Raw genomic sequence first — 12,835 nt, forward strand, 5'->3', positions numbered from 1 at the left:
CGCTGCTCCTGAAAGTCGGTGAGGAGTTGTCGAAAGCTCCCATGAGCCTCCATTTTGCATTGCGATACGCACCTTGCAAGATAATCCGGCACGAACTCGTTGCGATCTTATCGATCAACGCGGGCAATACTGTCTCAACCATCCTCAACGATGAGGTCCTATGAACCTGATTTTGCTCGCCCAAGATGACATTGTGACCACGACACGGGCCCGTGTCAGAGACCCTCGTCGGTTAACCCACCTTCGTCAGGTCCATCGCGCAAAATGCGGCGACATCATGACACTAGGGGTCGAGAACGGTCTCCTGGGGCGCGGAGAACTACTGTCGCTGACAGATGAAGAGGCTTGTTTCGACATCTCGGCACTGGACCAGACGCCTCCGGCACCACTGCCGGTTCATCTCGTTCTGGCACTTCCCAGGCCACGGATGCTGGCTAGAAGCATAGAACATGCCACATCCCTCGGGGTCAAACGGCTCACGCTTCTGCATAGTCGACGAGTGGAAAAAAGCTACTGGCAGTCACCTGAGCTCGATCCCGCCAAGATCCATCAGCACCTGGTACTGGGCCTGGAGCAAGCCAGGGACACGATGATGCCCTCTGTCGAGACAGCCAAAGGCTTTCGCCCGTTCGTCGAGGATCGCCTGCCAGAGTTGCTCAAGGGGCGTCGAGGCTTGCTCGCTCACCCAGGAATGTCCGTGGCCTGCCCAAGAGGCATCGACGACGAAGTGGTGTTGCTGATTGGCCCCGAAGGAGGGTTCATCGACTGGGAGGTAGAAAAAATGCTGGAAGCCGGCTGCGAAGGCATTCACCTCGGTGAGCGCATTCTAAGAGTCGAGACAGCAGTCACGGCTTTACTTGCCCGATTGTTTTAAGATGAAAAAGGGCGCTGAAGAATCAGCGCCCGATATGTTCATGCGTCGTCCTCGTTGTCTTCTGCGTCATCACCCTTGGCACTGTGATTTTCATCGGCGTCGTGGTTTTCATCAGCATCATCAAGATGTTCCTTGACGTTACCGTACTCACCTTCGCCATGATGTTCGATCACTGGAGAATCTTCGTCACAGGTCGGGTCGGTAATGAAGGTCTTGTTGACATCGAGCAGCCCCAGTTCACCGATCGTGCGCCTCCCCAGCAACACGGGATAGATCATGTCCTCGCGGTCCCGTAGGCTGAACTGTTCCTCATGGATGGTATCGCCCATGCAGATCTTCATCAGCACCACCAGACGAGGATCTCGACCACCAGCCCCGCGCACGGCCATGTCGCGATAGACAGGCTTCTCCAGATGCTTCTCGAACACTTCACCGGTTTCTTCATCGGTCAGCTCAAGATCGAAGCGCACCCAGGGCACGTCATCTTTCTTGAACTCTTCAATGTTACGCGCATCCAGGGAAGACGTCAGAGCGCCACTATCCAACTTGGCCTTGACCTCAATATTCCAGGGCTCAATGGTGGCCTTCTCCACCCAGCCAAACACATCCACGCCTTCCTTATCGTGATCCGCCAGTGAAGGAGCAGAGATAAGCAGGGCCGACATGGCCAACAGCATCGGCGCCATGCGTCCGGCGTGTTTGAGAGGGGAAGTCGAAAACGTCATGGTCATTCCTCATCAAGCACCCCCCATCATGGGCGGTACAGGGTTTGGTTTCCTTGATGCGTTGCGCTTCTGATATACGCGATGGCCTGATAGCTCAATGACATCGATCAGAACTTCGGCGTAAGACACCTTAACGGTTCAGGCGTTCCAATACCGTCAAGGTCGCAAAACCGTCAGGCACCAGCCCTTGGTCACGCTGCCAGGCCCGCAAGCCTTCACGCGTGTTGGGGCCAAGGATGCCATCTGGCGTTCCTACCTCATACCCTAACGCTCCAAGACGGGCTTGCATTTCCTGTATCTGGGAGCGACTCAACGGCTTCTCGTTCCTGGGCCAACTGCCCTGAATCCCTGGGCGACCGGCGATACGGTCGCTGAGTGTCGCAACGGCAAGTCCATAACTGGTGGCATTGTTGTAGCGCAGGATAGCGCGGAAGTTCGGCCCTACCAGAAATGCAGGACCTTGAGCTCCTCCGGGGGTGATCACCGAAGCTTCAGCAAAAGCCGGCAAACTCCCTCCATTGAGCGCCGTTACACCAAGACTGGCCCACTCTTGAGCAGAATGGCGGGTACTCAACTCAGTCTGGGAATAATCGAAGCCTTGTGGCAGCTTGACCTCGACACCCCAAGGCTGACCCTGTTGCCAACCAGCCTGATGCAGATAGTTGGCTGTCGATGCATAGACATCGGGAATACTGCCCCAGATGTCACGGTGCCCATCGCCATCACCATCCTTGGCATAGGTGATGAAACTGGAAGGGATGAACTGAGTGTGTCCCATGGCGCCGGCCCAGGATCCTTTCATGCGCTCAGGAGAGATATCGCCCGCTTGAATGATCTTGAGTGCGGCCAGCAGCTCATCGTGAGCCCAATCCCGTCGCCGGCCTTCATAGGCCAGTGTCGCCAATGCATCAAGGGTGGAGAAATCACCAAAGTTCTGGCCAAAGCTGCTTTCGATTCCCCAGATCGCCGTGACCACTTCAGCAGGCACACCATACTGCGATTCAGCTGCACGGGCGGCAGCATTATTGTCCGCCAGTTTGCTACGGCCCAGGGAAACCCGAGAATCGGAGACCGCGCCATCGAGATATTCCCAGATCGGCCGCACAAACTCAGGCTGAGCCCCATCGAGCTCGATCACCCGTGAACTGAAGCGTACACCGTCAAAGGCCCGTTGCAGGGTGTCCTCGCTGATACCTGCGGCAAGCGCCTCTTGACGGAATGCATCACGCCATTGTTCGAAGTTCTGGAACTGAGCGCTCGGCGCAGTGGCATGAGACGCTTCCTTAGTTTGCGTTACTGCTTGCTCCTTCTGCTCTGGCGCTGCCGGAGAGTCGGGTACGGCAGCCGAACTCTGGCAACCAGTCAGCGAAGCAATCAAAAGAGCTGGAACCATTACACGTGTCAGCATGGCGAAAGCAGTCCTTGGCAGTCGAATTGCTCCGCATGATGACCCAGCTATCGATGTCATTCCAGTCACAAGCTCACAACAGAGCGTTCTTCCCATTTTGATATACCTTCCATACCTGACTGCCCGAGCCATACGATTTCCGAAAAGCAGCCAGAAAGATGGAGAGAAAAGGTTGAAAACTGAACAGGAAGCGAGACGTTCAACTTTCGGGTAAAGTGGGACCGCCATCGAGGATGAGCCGAGCTGTACACCAGCCTTCTCTCATCACGTTCAATGACCGCGCAGGATGACCGACCGATGACATTGCTTTGGATCCCAATGCTGACTTTGCTGGGTGTGCTCGTACCCGCATTGACAGCTCAACGAGGCCGGCCAATATGCACCTTGGCGACCGCCGCCCTTCCTACTCTGGCACTGATCCTGACTCTGGCTCAGTTTCCCGCCATTGCCGATGGAGAATATCCCAGAGTCGCGCTGGAATGGATGCCACAGCTCGGTCTCGATCTGGCCTTTCGTCTTGATGGGCTGTCACTGCTATTCAACATCCTGATCCTCGGCATCGGTTTGTTGATTCTGCTCTATGCCCACTATTACCTGGACAAGAGTGAAAGCCATGGGCGTTTCTACGCTTATCTGATCCTGTTCATGGCGTCCATGGTCGGCATCGTCATGGCCGACAACCTGCTGGTCCTGTGGGTCTTCTGGGAAATGACCAGCCTGTCGTCCTTTCTCCTGATCGGCTTCTGGTCTCACCGCAGTGAAGCGCGCAAGGGCGCGCGCATGGCCATGACCGTGACCGGAGCGGGAGGCCTCGCCTTGCTGGCAGGTTTTCTGTTGCTGGGGGATATCGTCGGCAGCTTCGACATGCAGACCGTACTCGACAGTGCCGACCTCATCCTCGCGGATCCTCGTTATCCGCTGGTGTTGATCCTGGTTCTGCTCGGCGCCTTCACGAAATCTGCCCAGTTTCCTTTCCACTTCTGGTTGCCCCATGCCATGGCGGCGCCGACGCCAGTATCGGCCTATCTGCACTCTGCAACGATGGTCAAGGCCGGCATTTTCCTGATGGCCCGCCTGCACCCTGCCCTGGCCGGCAGCGAACTATGGACGGCGCTGGTGGCAGTCATCGGTATCACCACCATGGTCTATGCCGCCTGGTTCGCTCTCGTCGAGTCCGACCTGAAGGGTATCCTGGCATTCTCAACCGTCAGCCATCTCGGCCTGATTACGGTGCTGCTGGGCATCGGCAGTCCGATGGCCGTACTGGCAGCGCTCTTCCACATTCTCAACCATGCCACCTTCAAGGCAGCCTTGTTCATGTGTTCGGGGATCATCGACCACGAGGCTGGTACCCGAGACCTCTCACGGCTGGGCAAGCTGGCCAAGGCCATGCCAATCACCTGCCTGGTGATGAGCATCGCAGGCGCCGCCATGGCTGGCTTCCCCTTGTTCAATGGCTTTCTGTCCAAGGAGATGTTCTTCGAGTCCACTCTGCATACTCAGGCGCTGGGCGGCCTGAGCCTGATATTACCGGTGCTGGCCACCATCGGCGGAGCGCTTTCTGTGGGCTACTCCGTACGCCTGGTGCATGCGGTGTTCTTCGCCGAACCGCGCCATGCTCCTCCCAAGCACCCCCATGAGCCACCGCGCCTAATGCGGGCTCCTGCAGAGCTGCTGGCCGCACTGTGCGTAGCGATAGGATTGTTTCCGGCCCTGATGGCCACCTGGCTGCTGGCTCCTGCTGTGGAAGCCGTGCTGCAGGCGCCTCTGGAGTTCCATCTGGCCATTTGGCATGGCTTCAACCTGCCCTTGGCCATGAGCGGGGCCGCTGCCGCTGCCGGCATCACGGCCTATGTGCTGCACCGATATATCCGGCGTTTCATTCGCGATTTCCCGTCACGTAATGCCAATCTGATTTTCGAAGGTACTGTCCAGTACATCTCCGACAAAGCCGAGGTGGTAACAGAGTTCTTCGATAATGGCTCGTTGCAGCGCTTCATGGCGCTCTTGATTGGCACTGCCCTATTGATGGGCGCCATCGGTCTGTTCCAGGTAGAAACGCTGACCGGTCCCAAAGGCAATCAGCCCCTGGATGGTGTCTTGATCCTTGGCGCGGTGCTGTTGATCTTCACGGGTATCGGCACAGCGGTCACTCACCGACAGCGCCTGCTTTCGTTGATCATGCTGTCGGTGGTGGGCCTGATCGTATCACTGACCTTTGCCCGCTTCTCTGCGCCTGACCTGGCATTGACACAGTTGTCGGTGGAAGTGGTGACAATGATCCTGCTGATGCTGGCACTATTCTTCCTGCCCCAGAAGACGCCTAGGGAATCCTCCCCCGGCCGTTCACTGCGCGATGTCATCATGTGCAGCGGCCTTGGCGTCGTGATTGCGGCACTCAACTATGCCGTACTGACCCGCGACACCAGCACCATCTCCTCCTTTTTCCTCGAGAATAGTGTGCCTGGTGGCGGCGGTCATAATGTGGTCAACGTCATCCTGGTGGACTTCCGCGGCTTCGATACTTTGGGAGAGATCACGGTCCTGGCCATTGCCGGCCTGGCCATTCTCAAACTGCTCAACCGTTTGCGTCTGTTCATGCCACACAGCGACAGTGACGGCCGCATCTGGTGCCCTGACCGTTACCCGATGATTCTGACCACGGTATCTCAGCCTGTTCTGCCACTGGCTCTGTTGGTCTCCGTATTCATCTTCCTGCGCGGCCATAACCTTCCAGGTGGAGGCTTCATCGCAGGCTTGATCACGGCAGTGGGCTTGATCCTGGTCTACATGGCTCGAGGAGTGGATTGGACCCAGCAGCGCCTGGCGTTCCCCTATCAACCGATCGCCATCCTGGGGGTCGGCATCGCCACGCTTACTGGCTTTGGCAGTTGGTTGTTCGGCTATCCATTCCTGACCTCATCCTATGACCACTTCCATATTCCGTTGATCGGCGATCTGGAGCTGGCCACGGCTCTGCTGTTTGATCTGGGCGTCTACCTGGCCGTCGTGGGTGCCACCCTGATGATTCTCGCCAACCTCGGCAAGGTGACGACTTCCCACCGACCGAGCAAGGACGATTCAACGCCCATTCCGAGTGGCTTGCACCGTACCGATGTTATCGACGCAGCCAACCCGAAACCCGATGCCAAGGAGACCGTGTGATATGGAACTGCTTTATGCCATCACCACCGGCGTGCTCAGCGCCAGCGGCCTGTACTTGACGCTGCGCGGACGAACCTTTCCGGTTGTCGTAGGGCTGACGCTGCTGTCCTATGCCGTCAACTTGTTCCTGTTTTCCATGGGTGGCCTGACATCAAACGCTCCCGCCATCATCGGAGACAGCAGCCACTACTCTGATCCCCTGCCTCAGGCACTGGTGCTGACCGCCATCGTCATCGGCTTTGCCATGACAGCCTTCGCCGTCATTCTGGCCATGCGTGCCCGTGGCGACATGGGCAACGATCACGTGGATGGCCGCAAGGCCGAGGATCGAGGGGAACGTCGCTGATGTCACACCTGATCATCCTTCCCATCGTTCTGCCGCTCGCCGCAGCCGTGATACTGCTGCTGGCACGTTTTGGCGCCTTCACCCGACGCCTGCTAGCGCTCATTGCCACCGGCGCCTTGCTGATCACCTGCGTCATGCTGGTAGGCAAAGCCAGCCAAGGGGAAGTGCTCTATTATGCTCTTGGCAACTGGCAGCCTCCCTTTGGCATCGTCCTGGTACTGGACAGACTCTCTGCACTGATGGTGACAGTCACCGCCATCCTGTCCATGGGTTGCGTGATCTTTGCCTGTGGCGGCGATGACGAGAAGGGAAGCAACTTCCATGGCCTGTTTCAGCTCCAGCTCATGGGCATCAACGGAGCCTTCCTGACAGGCGATCTGTTCAACCTCTTCGTCTTCTTCGAAGTCCTGCTACTCGCCTCCTATGCCCTGCTGGTACATGGAGGTGGACGTGATCGTATCCAGTCAGCCGTGCATTATGCTGTGCTCAACCTGGCGGGATCAGCGCTGTTCCTGATTGCCGTAGGCATGCTGTACGGCGCCACCGGCACGCTCAACATGGCCGACATGGCTCGAGCGGTGAGCATGATGGACCCGGAGCGTAACGGGCTGGTCGTGGCCGGAGCATTGATGCTTCTAGTGGTCTTCGGTCTCAAGGCTGCCATCCTGCCACTGTACTTCTGGTTGCCCCGCACTTATGCCAGTGCTCCAGCACCAGTGGCAGCCCTGTTTGCTGTCATGACCAAGGTCGGGATCTATGCCATTCTACGCGTCTATTCCCTGATCTTTGGCAACCAGGCCGGTAGCCTGGAAGCTCTGGAACAGCCCTGGGTATGGTGGATGGCACTAGCGACACTGGTCATTGCCGCCATCGGTGTGCTGGCTGCCAGGGATCTACGCCTGCTGGTGGCTTATCTCGTGCTGGTCTCAGTGGGAACCCTGCTGGCTGGCCTGGGCATGCATTCACCTCAAGCTACCTCTGCGCTCCTGTTCTATCTGGTACATACCACTCTGGTCACCGGTGGCCTATTCCTGCTTGCCGAGATGATCGGTCTGCAGCGTGGCAAAGCTGGCACTCGTCTGGTCAAGGGCCGCATTCCCACTCATGCGACAGCCCTCGGCCTGCTGTTCCTGCTTGGTGCGATTGCAGTGGCAGGTTTGCCGCCCCTCTCCGGCGCCTTCGCCAAGGCCATGCTGCTGGCAGCAGCAGAAGGCGTTCAGCGCGCCTGGCTGTGGCCACCGCTGTTGGTTGCCGGATTATGTGCCCTCATAGCATTATCTCGGGCAGGCTCGACACTGTTCTGGCGTAGTCAGGAAAGCGACAACGCCGATGACCAGTTGTCCGGCTGGCATTGGGCCGGCACAGCGTGGCTGCTGATCGCCTCCCCTTTGCTGGTCGTTCTGGCCGGCCCCCTGGCCACTTACACAGAAGCGGCAGCGGCTCAGCTCAATGATCCTTCAGCCATAATTCAAGCCCTTCTTCCCACTGAGGAGGATGCCCCATGATGCGCCTGCGCTCCTGGCTGCCCACTCCGGGCCTGTCACTGTTGCTGTTGATTGTCTGGCTGTTGCTGGTCAATGAAGTCTCCGTGGGACATCTGCTCCTGGGGGGCATTCTTGCCATCGCCATTCCACGCTTGACCTCCCGCTTCTGGGATCGAAAGCCGACGGTGCACAAGCCCATGAAGCTGCTGCTGTTCTTCCTGCGTGTCGTTGGCGACATCATCGTCGCCAATCTCCAGGTTGCACGCATTATCCTCAGCCCCTGGCACCGTTCTCGACCACACTTCGTCGAGTATCCGCTGATGCTGGAAGAGCGCTTCGCGATCACCATTCTGGCCAGCACCATCACCCTCACTCCAGGAACGGTATCCGCCAACCTGCGCATGGATGGAAAGACCTTGCTGATCCACGCCCTAGACGCGGAAGACGACGCGACATTGATTCGCACGATCCGTGAACGCTACGAACAGCCACTGAAGGAGATCTTCGAATGCTAGATACCGCCGTGGTCATCAGCGGTGCCTTGATCGTCCTGTCACTGCTGCTCAATCTGTTCCGCCTGACCCGGGGGCCGGACATGCCTGATCGCATCCTGGCCCTGGACACCATGTACGTGAATTCCATTGCCCTGATTCTGCTGATGGGATTGTGGATGAACTCCAAGACCTACTTCGAGGCAGCCTTGCTGATTGCCCTTCTCGGTTTCATCAGTACAGTGGCCGTCTGCAAATATCTGCTACGCGGCGATATCATCGAGTAAAGGGAGGAAGAGTCTGCATGCTGTATGTGATTCTTGAAGCGGTGATTTCGGTACTACTGATTGCGGGAGGCCTGTTTGCCTTCATCGGCTCACTGGGCCTGGCACACCTGCGGGACTTCTTCATGCGTCTGCACGGCCCCACCAAGGCCACAACACTGGGTATCGGCTGCATGCTGATCGCTTCCATGCTGTATTTCAGTGTCACTCAGTCTGAGTGGCATCTGCAGGAACTGCTGATCACGTTGTTCCTCTTCATCACTGCACCGGTAAGCGCCCACCTGCTGGCCAAGGTAGGGCTCCACCAACGCTTGAAGTTTGTCGATAAAACACGGGGCAAACCAGTCGAGTTCCTGGATGAGGATATTGGGGGGAAGCCGCTATCTGACTCTAGTGACAGCAATAGTTGAGTCAACCACAGCAGAAGTCACCACCAGCCCCCCTCTCCCGCAGCAACTCGCCAACATACCTATGCCAAAAACAAAGCGCTCGCCAGATCGGCGAGCGCTTTGTTTTATATGCGAAATTTACTTGCAGGTTTCTTTTGCCAACTTCTCTTGCCAACGCCTCCTGCCTGGAAGCCAGGGACTAACAGGAAACGGAGGAGGGCCTTCTACAACCAGCCCGAAAGCTCATTGCGCGCAACATCGCTCAGAGCCGCTATATGATCATCACGGTCATTGAGACAGGCAATATAAGTGAAGCGCTCTCCTCCGGCCGCAAGAAAGGCCTCTTGAATTTGCTGCTGGATCTCTTCCAGCGTTTCCACACAGTCAGCCGAAAACGCAGGAGACACTACGGCAATATGCTTGTGGCCCTGCCGAGCAAGTACCGCCACCTGGTCAATGGTTGCAGGCCCTACCCACTCTTCCGGACCAAACTTGGACTGAAAGGTCGTCACGATCCGGTCCTCTTCCCAACCTAGTCGCTGTTGCAGCAGCCGGGTCGTAGCATGACACTGTGCCTCGTAGGGATCACCGTCCTTGATGTAGCGTTTGGGAACGCCATGGTAGGACGCCACCAGCCGAGAAGGCACATCCTCACCCTGCCAATGCTCCACGACTGATGCCGCCAGCGCCTCGATATAGCCAGGATGAGCGTAATAGGCAGGAACCGTACGTACCGATGGCTGCCATTTCTGCTTCATCAACGAGCGAAATAACTGGTCACAGGCAGTTGCCGTGGTCGGAGCTGCATATTGAGGATACAGCGGGAAGAACAGGATACGCTGGCAGCCTCTCTCCTGCAGGCGGCGCACCACACTGTCGGTGGATGGGTTGCCATAGCGCATGCAGAAATCTACCTCTACCCGTTCTCCATACTCTGCTTTCAGCAGGGCTGACAGCTTGTCGCACTGCTGGCGAGTGATCGTCAATAACGGGCTCTCGTCGCGCTCCTCGTTCCATATGCTGCGATAGGCCTCTCCAGAAGCGAAGGGGCGGCGACTGAGGATGACCAACTGCAATAGTGGCTGCCATAGCCAGCGTGGATAATCCACGACACGCTGGTCAGATAGAAACTCACTCAGATAACGTCGGACCGACCAGTAATCCGTCGCATCCGGTGTCCCAAGATTCGCCAGCAGAACACCAACCTTGGTGCTCTGTGCGGGAGCATCACACTGGGTCTGAAGAGAAGATGGAGCAGACTGTGGGGCTGGCTGGGCCATGAAAGCAGGATCCTTGAGAAGGTCTAGAGCCGCAAGAATATCACTCGCGGACGCCTGCCTCGAATTGGATTCCATCATGGCCACGATGGCGGGTATCAATAACTGGACAACACTCAGAATGCCAGGGGAGTACGCGAGGCCAGGGGCGCCAGGTAGTGTGTACTGCGACCGACCAGTTCATCCTCAGCAACCTGCTGCACCAGATAAGCCTGGTGGATACCGGCCCGCTTGAGCTCCAGATAGACATCCTCCAGAGAGCGGAACAGAACAGGTTTGCCACTGCGGCAAAGGCTGTGGCGCCCCCCTTCCATATCTTCCAGTTCAACCTGATAGAAACGGCTGGTGGAAGAGCCGATCACCCGGATTTCAAAATGGTGCTGCCCTGCTACAAAATTTTGAAGCTCATGAAGTTCCATCATATCCATCACCTTACTTTTCGCTGTTCTCGTCTTTTTGCCTGGCGTACAGACTAGAACTGCAGAGTGACAGAACAATGACATCAAGGCTGTTGATACAGGTCATGAGCAAGAGAAATCATCTGGCCCCGGGTTACTGATACTCTGAAGGGTCAATTGCCTTGCCCAGAGAATTGCGATCAACCCACTTGCCCGCCTTGGTTTCCTTGTAGCGAAACACGACCTTGTCACCGACTTGTACAGGAAGTTCAGCATCTTCCGTCTGGTAACTGTAATCGACACCGTCCACCACCAGGTGATAACGATACAGGTCAGGCATGCCCAGCCATTCCTTGAAAGGTCCTTCTCTTTCCACAGACGCCAATACACCACGGGCCTCCAGTTTGGGCGCGCGCTGCCGGTTACCGCGTCGAAATCCGCCTGCCATGGGATGAACCTCCAGATTGGATGGGAAAAGGAAAGGAGCGGGATTATACGATCCTGTGCACAATGCGCAATGCACCCTTGCAAGAACGAGGCTTCCTCTTACTCGCCGAAAGTATCGCCATACGCATCCGGTGCCAGGTCTTCAAAGCGAGTGTACTTACCGATGAAGGCCATGTGCACGGCTCCGATCGGACCATTACGCTGCTTACCGATGATAAATTCTGCGAGTCCCTTGTTATCGGGATTATCCGGATTGTAGACCTCATCGCGATAGACGAAACCAATCAAGTCAGCATCCTGCTCGATTGCACCTGATTCTCGCAGGTCCGACATTACCGGACGCTTGTTGGGACGCTGCTCGAGTGAGCGGTTAAGCTGGGAAAGTGCAATCACTGGGCAGCCGAACTCCTTGGCCAGCCCCTTGAGAGAACGAGAGATCTCGGAGATTTCACCGGTACGGTTCTCGGAAAATCCTGGTACCTGCATCAACTGCAGATAGTCGATCATGATCATGGCCAGGTTGCCATGCTCGCGCACTATCCGCCGTACCCGTGAACGCATCTCGTTGGGTGACAACGCCGCCGTATCGTCGATGAAGAGCTGCTTGTCCTTGAGCAGATTGACCGCAGACGTCAGGCGCGGCCAATCTTCATCTTCCAGCTGGCCACTACGTACTCGTGTCTGGTCGATACGTCCCAGGGACGACAGCATCCTGAGCATGATGGATTCCGCTGGCATTTCCATGGAAAACACGACAACCGGCTTGTCGCTGGATACCACGGCATGTTCCACCAGGTTCATGGCAAAGGTCGTCTTGCCCATCGAGGGACGTCCAGCGACGATGACCAGATCCGAAGGCTGAAGACCAGATGTCATTTCATCGAGATCGCGGAATCCCGTGGACAATCCTGTCATCGCCCCCTTCATGTTGAACAGCTCATCAATGCGATCGACCGCCTTGGTCAGCAGTTCACTCATGCCGATAGGCCCCCCCGCCTTGGGGCGATCCTCGCTGATCTGGAACACCAGACGCTCGGCTTCGTTGACCAGCTCGTCGGAACCTCGGCCATTGGGAGCAAAAGCACTTTCTGCGATCTGATTGGCGGCCTGAATCAACTTGCGCAATGTCGCTCGCTCGCGAACGATGTCGCCATAGGCGCGTATGTTGCTTGCAGAAGGGGTATTGCGTGCCAGTTCAGCCAGGTACGCCAGCCCTCCAACCGAGTCCAACTGGTCTCGTGCTTCCAGAGCCTCCGACAGGGTCACCACATCCAGAGGTTGACTGCCTTCCGCCAGCGCCACCATGGCGTTGAAAATCAGACGATGCTCGTAACGATAGAAATCACCGGCGGCCAAGCGGTCGGCAATACCATCCCAAGCTTGGTTGTCGAGCATCAAGCCGCCGAGCACTGACTGCTCAGCTTCGAGAGAATGTGGCGGTACCTTCAGCGCAGCGGCTTCCTGGTCGAGTTCCTGGACCTCACTCATGCACTCATTACCTTGGCGATGACAAACGGAATAGTTCGGGCTGGCTCATTCTACCCGAA

At 57.0% G+C, this 12,835-nt stretch carries 13 protein-coding genes; 7 read left to right on the forward strand and 6 right to left on the reverse strand.

Features of this window, described 5'->3' with window-relative positions; translation table 11 throughout:
• The first annotated feature begins 160 nt into the window (after positions 1 to 160).
• Complete coding sequence (locus tag Q1K07_RS01415; RefSeq protein WP_300306720.1) at positions 161 to 874, forward strand: 16S rRNA (uracil(1498)-N(3))-methyltransferase; 714 nt, start codon at positions 161 to 163, stop codon at positions 872 to 874.
• 38 nt (positions 875 to 912) lie between these two features.
• Here the strand turns inward: Q1K07_RS01415 and Q1K07_RS01420 are convergent, their stop codons facing one another.
• A complete protein-coding gene (locus tag Q1K07_RS01420; protein WP_366945008.1) occupies positions 913 to 1,599 on the reverse strand; it encodes an ATP-dependent zinc protease in 687 nt (228 codons plus the stop codon).
• Positions 1,600 to 1,729: 130 nt separating this feature from the next.
• Positions 1,730 to 3,007: a lytic murein transglycosylase gene (locus tag Q1K07_RS01425; RefSeq protein ID WP_300306722.1), complete on the reverse strand. Its 1,278-nt coding sequence runs from the start codon at positions 3,005 to 3,007 to the stop codon at positions 1,730 to 1,732.
• Between the two features lie 297 nt (positions 3,008 to 3,304).
• On the opposite strand from Q1K07_RS01425, the gene Q1K07_RS01430 reads away from it, so the two are divergent.
• Genes Q1K07_RS01430 through Q1K07_RS01455 form a run of 6 tightly spaced genes read left to right on the forward strand, consistent with a single transcriptional unit; the run spans position 3,305 to position 9,187 of the window.
• Positions 3,305 to 6,172, forward strand: coding sequence for a monovalent cation/H+ antiporter subunit A (locus Q1K07_RS01430; protein ID WP_300306724.1), 2,868 nt, complete (start codon positions 3,305 to 3,307; stop codon positions 6,170 to 6,172).
• A gap of 1 nt (position 6,173) precedes the next feature.
• A complete protein-coding gene (locus Q1K07_RS01435; RefSeq protein WP_300306726.1) occupies positions 6,174 to 6,518 on the forward strand; it encodes a Na+/H+ antiporter subunit C in 345 nt (114 codons plus the stop codon).
• Positions 6,515 to 8,023 (forward strand): monovalent cation/H+ antiporter subunit D, encoded by a 1,509-nt coding sequence (locus tag Q1K07_RS01440; protein WP_300306847.1) that lies wholly within the window; start codon positions 6,515 to 6,517, stop codon positions 8,021 to 8,023. The genes Q1K07_RS01435 and Q1K07_RS01440 overlap by 4 nt, the downstream gene beginning before the upstream one ends.
• Complete coding sequence (locus Q1K07_RS01445) at positions 8,020 to 8,517, forward strand: Na+/H+ antiporter subunit E (protein WP_300306729.1); 498 nt, start codon at positions 8,020 to 8,022, stop codon at positions 8,515 to 8,517. The genes Q1K07_RS01440 and Q1K07_RS01445 overlap by 4 nt, the downstream gene beginning before the upstream one ends.
• Positions 8,511 to 8,780, forward strand: coding sequence for a K+/H+ antiporter subunit F (locus Q1K07_RS01450; RefSeq protein WP_300306732.1), 270 nt, complete (start codon positions 8,511 to 8,513; stop codon positions 8,778 to 8,780). The genes Q1K07_RS01445 and Q1K07_RS01450 overlap by 7 nt, the downstream gene beginning before the upstream one ends.
• A 17-nt stretch (positions 8,781 to 8,797) precedes the next feature.
• Positions 8,798 to 9,187 carry a Na+/H+ antiporter subunit G gene (locus Q1K07_RS01455; protein ID WP_300306735.1) on the forward strand — a complete coding sequence of 130 codons (390 nt, stop codon included), beginning with the start codon at positions 8,798 to 8,800 and terminating at the stop codon, positions 9,185 to 9,187.
• Positions 9,188 to 9,390: 203 nt separating this feature from the next.
• Here the strand turns inward: Q1K07_RS01455 and hemH are convergent, their stop codons facing one another.
• The 4 genes from hemH to dnaB form a co-directional block, all read right to left on the reverse strand.
• Positions 9,391 to 10,446 (reverse strand): ferrochelatase, encoded by a 1,056-nt coding sequence (hemH, locus tag Q1K07_RS01460; RefSeq protein ID WP_300306737.1) that lies wholly within the window; start codon positions 10,444 to 10,446, stop codon positions 9,391 to 9,393.
• Positions 10,447 to 10,559: 113 nt separating this feature from the next.
• Positions 10,560 to 10,862, reverse strand: coding sequence for a DUF6482 family protein (locus Q1K07_RS01465; RefSeq protein WP_366945009.1), 303 nt, complete (start codon positions 10,860 to 10,862; stop codon positions 10,560 to 10,562).
• Positions 10,863 to 10,995: 133 nt separating this feature from the next.
• Positions 10,996 to 11,289 (reverse strand): hypothetical protein, encoded by a 294-nt coding sequence (locus Q1K07_RS01470; RefSeq protein ID WP_300306744.1) that lies wholly within the window; start codon positions 11,287 to 11,289, stop codon positions 10,996 to 10,998.
• Positions 11,290 to 11,387: 98 nt separating this feature from the next.
• On the reverse strand, positions 11,388 to 12,776 hold the full coding sequence (gene dnaB, locus Q1K07_RS01475) for a replicative DNA helicase (protein WP_300306747.1): 1,389 nt from the start codon (positions 12,774 to 12,776) through the stop codon (positions 11,388 to 11,390).
• Between the last annotated feature and the right edge of the window lie 59 nt (positions 12,777 to 12,835).

The organism is Halomonas sp. (assembly GCF_029263665.1).
Lineage (GTDB): Bacteria > Pseudomonadota > Gammaproteobacteria > Pseudomonadales > Halomonadaceae > Halomonas.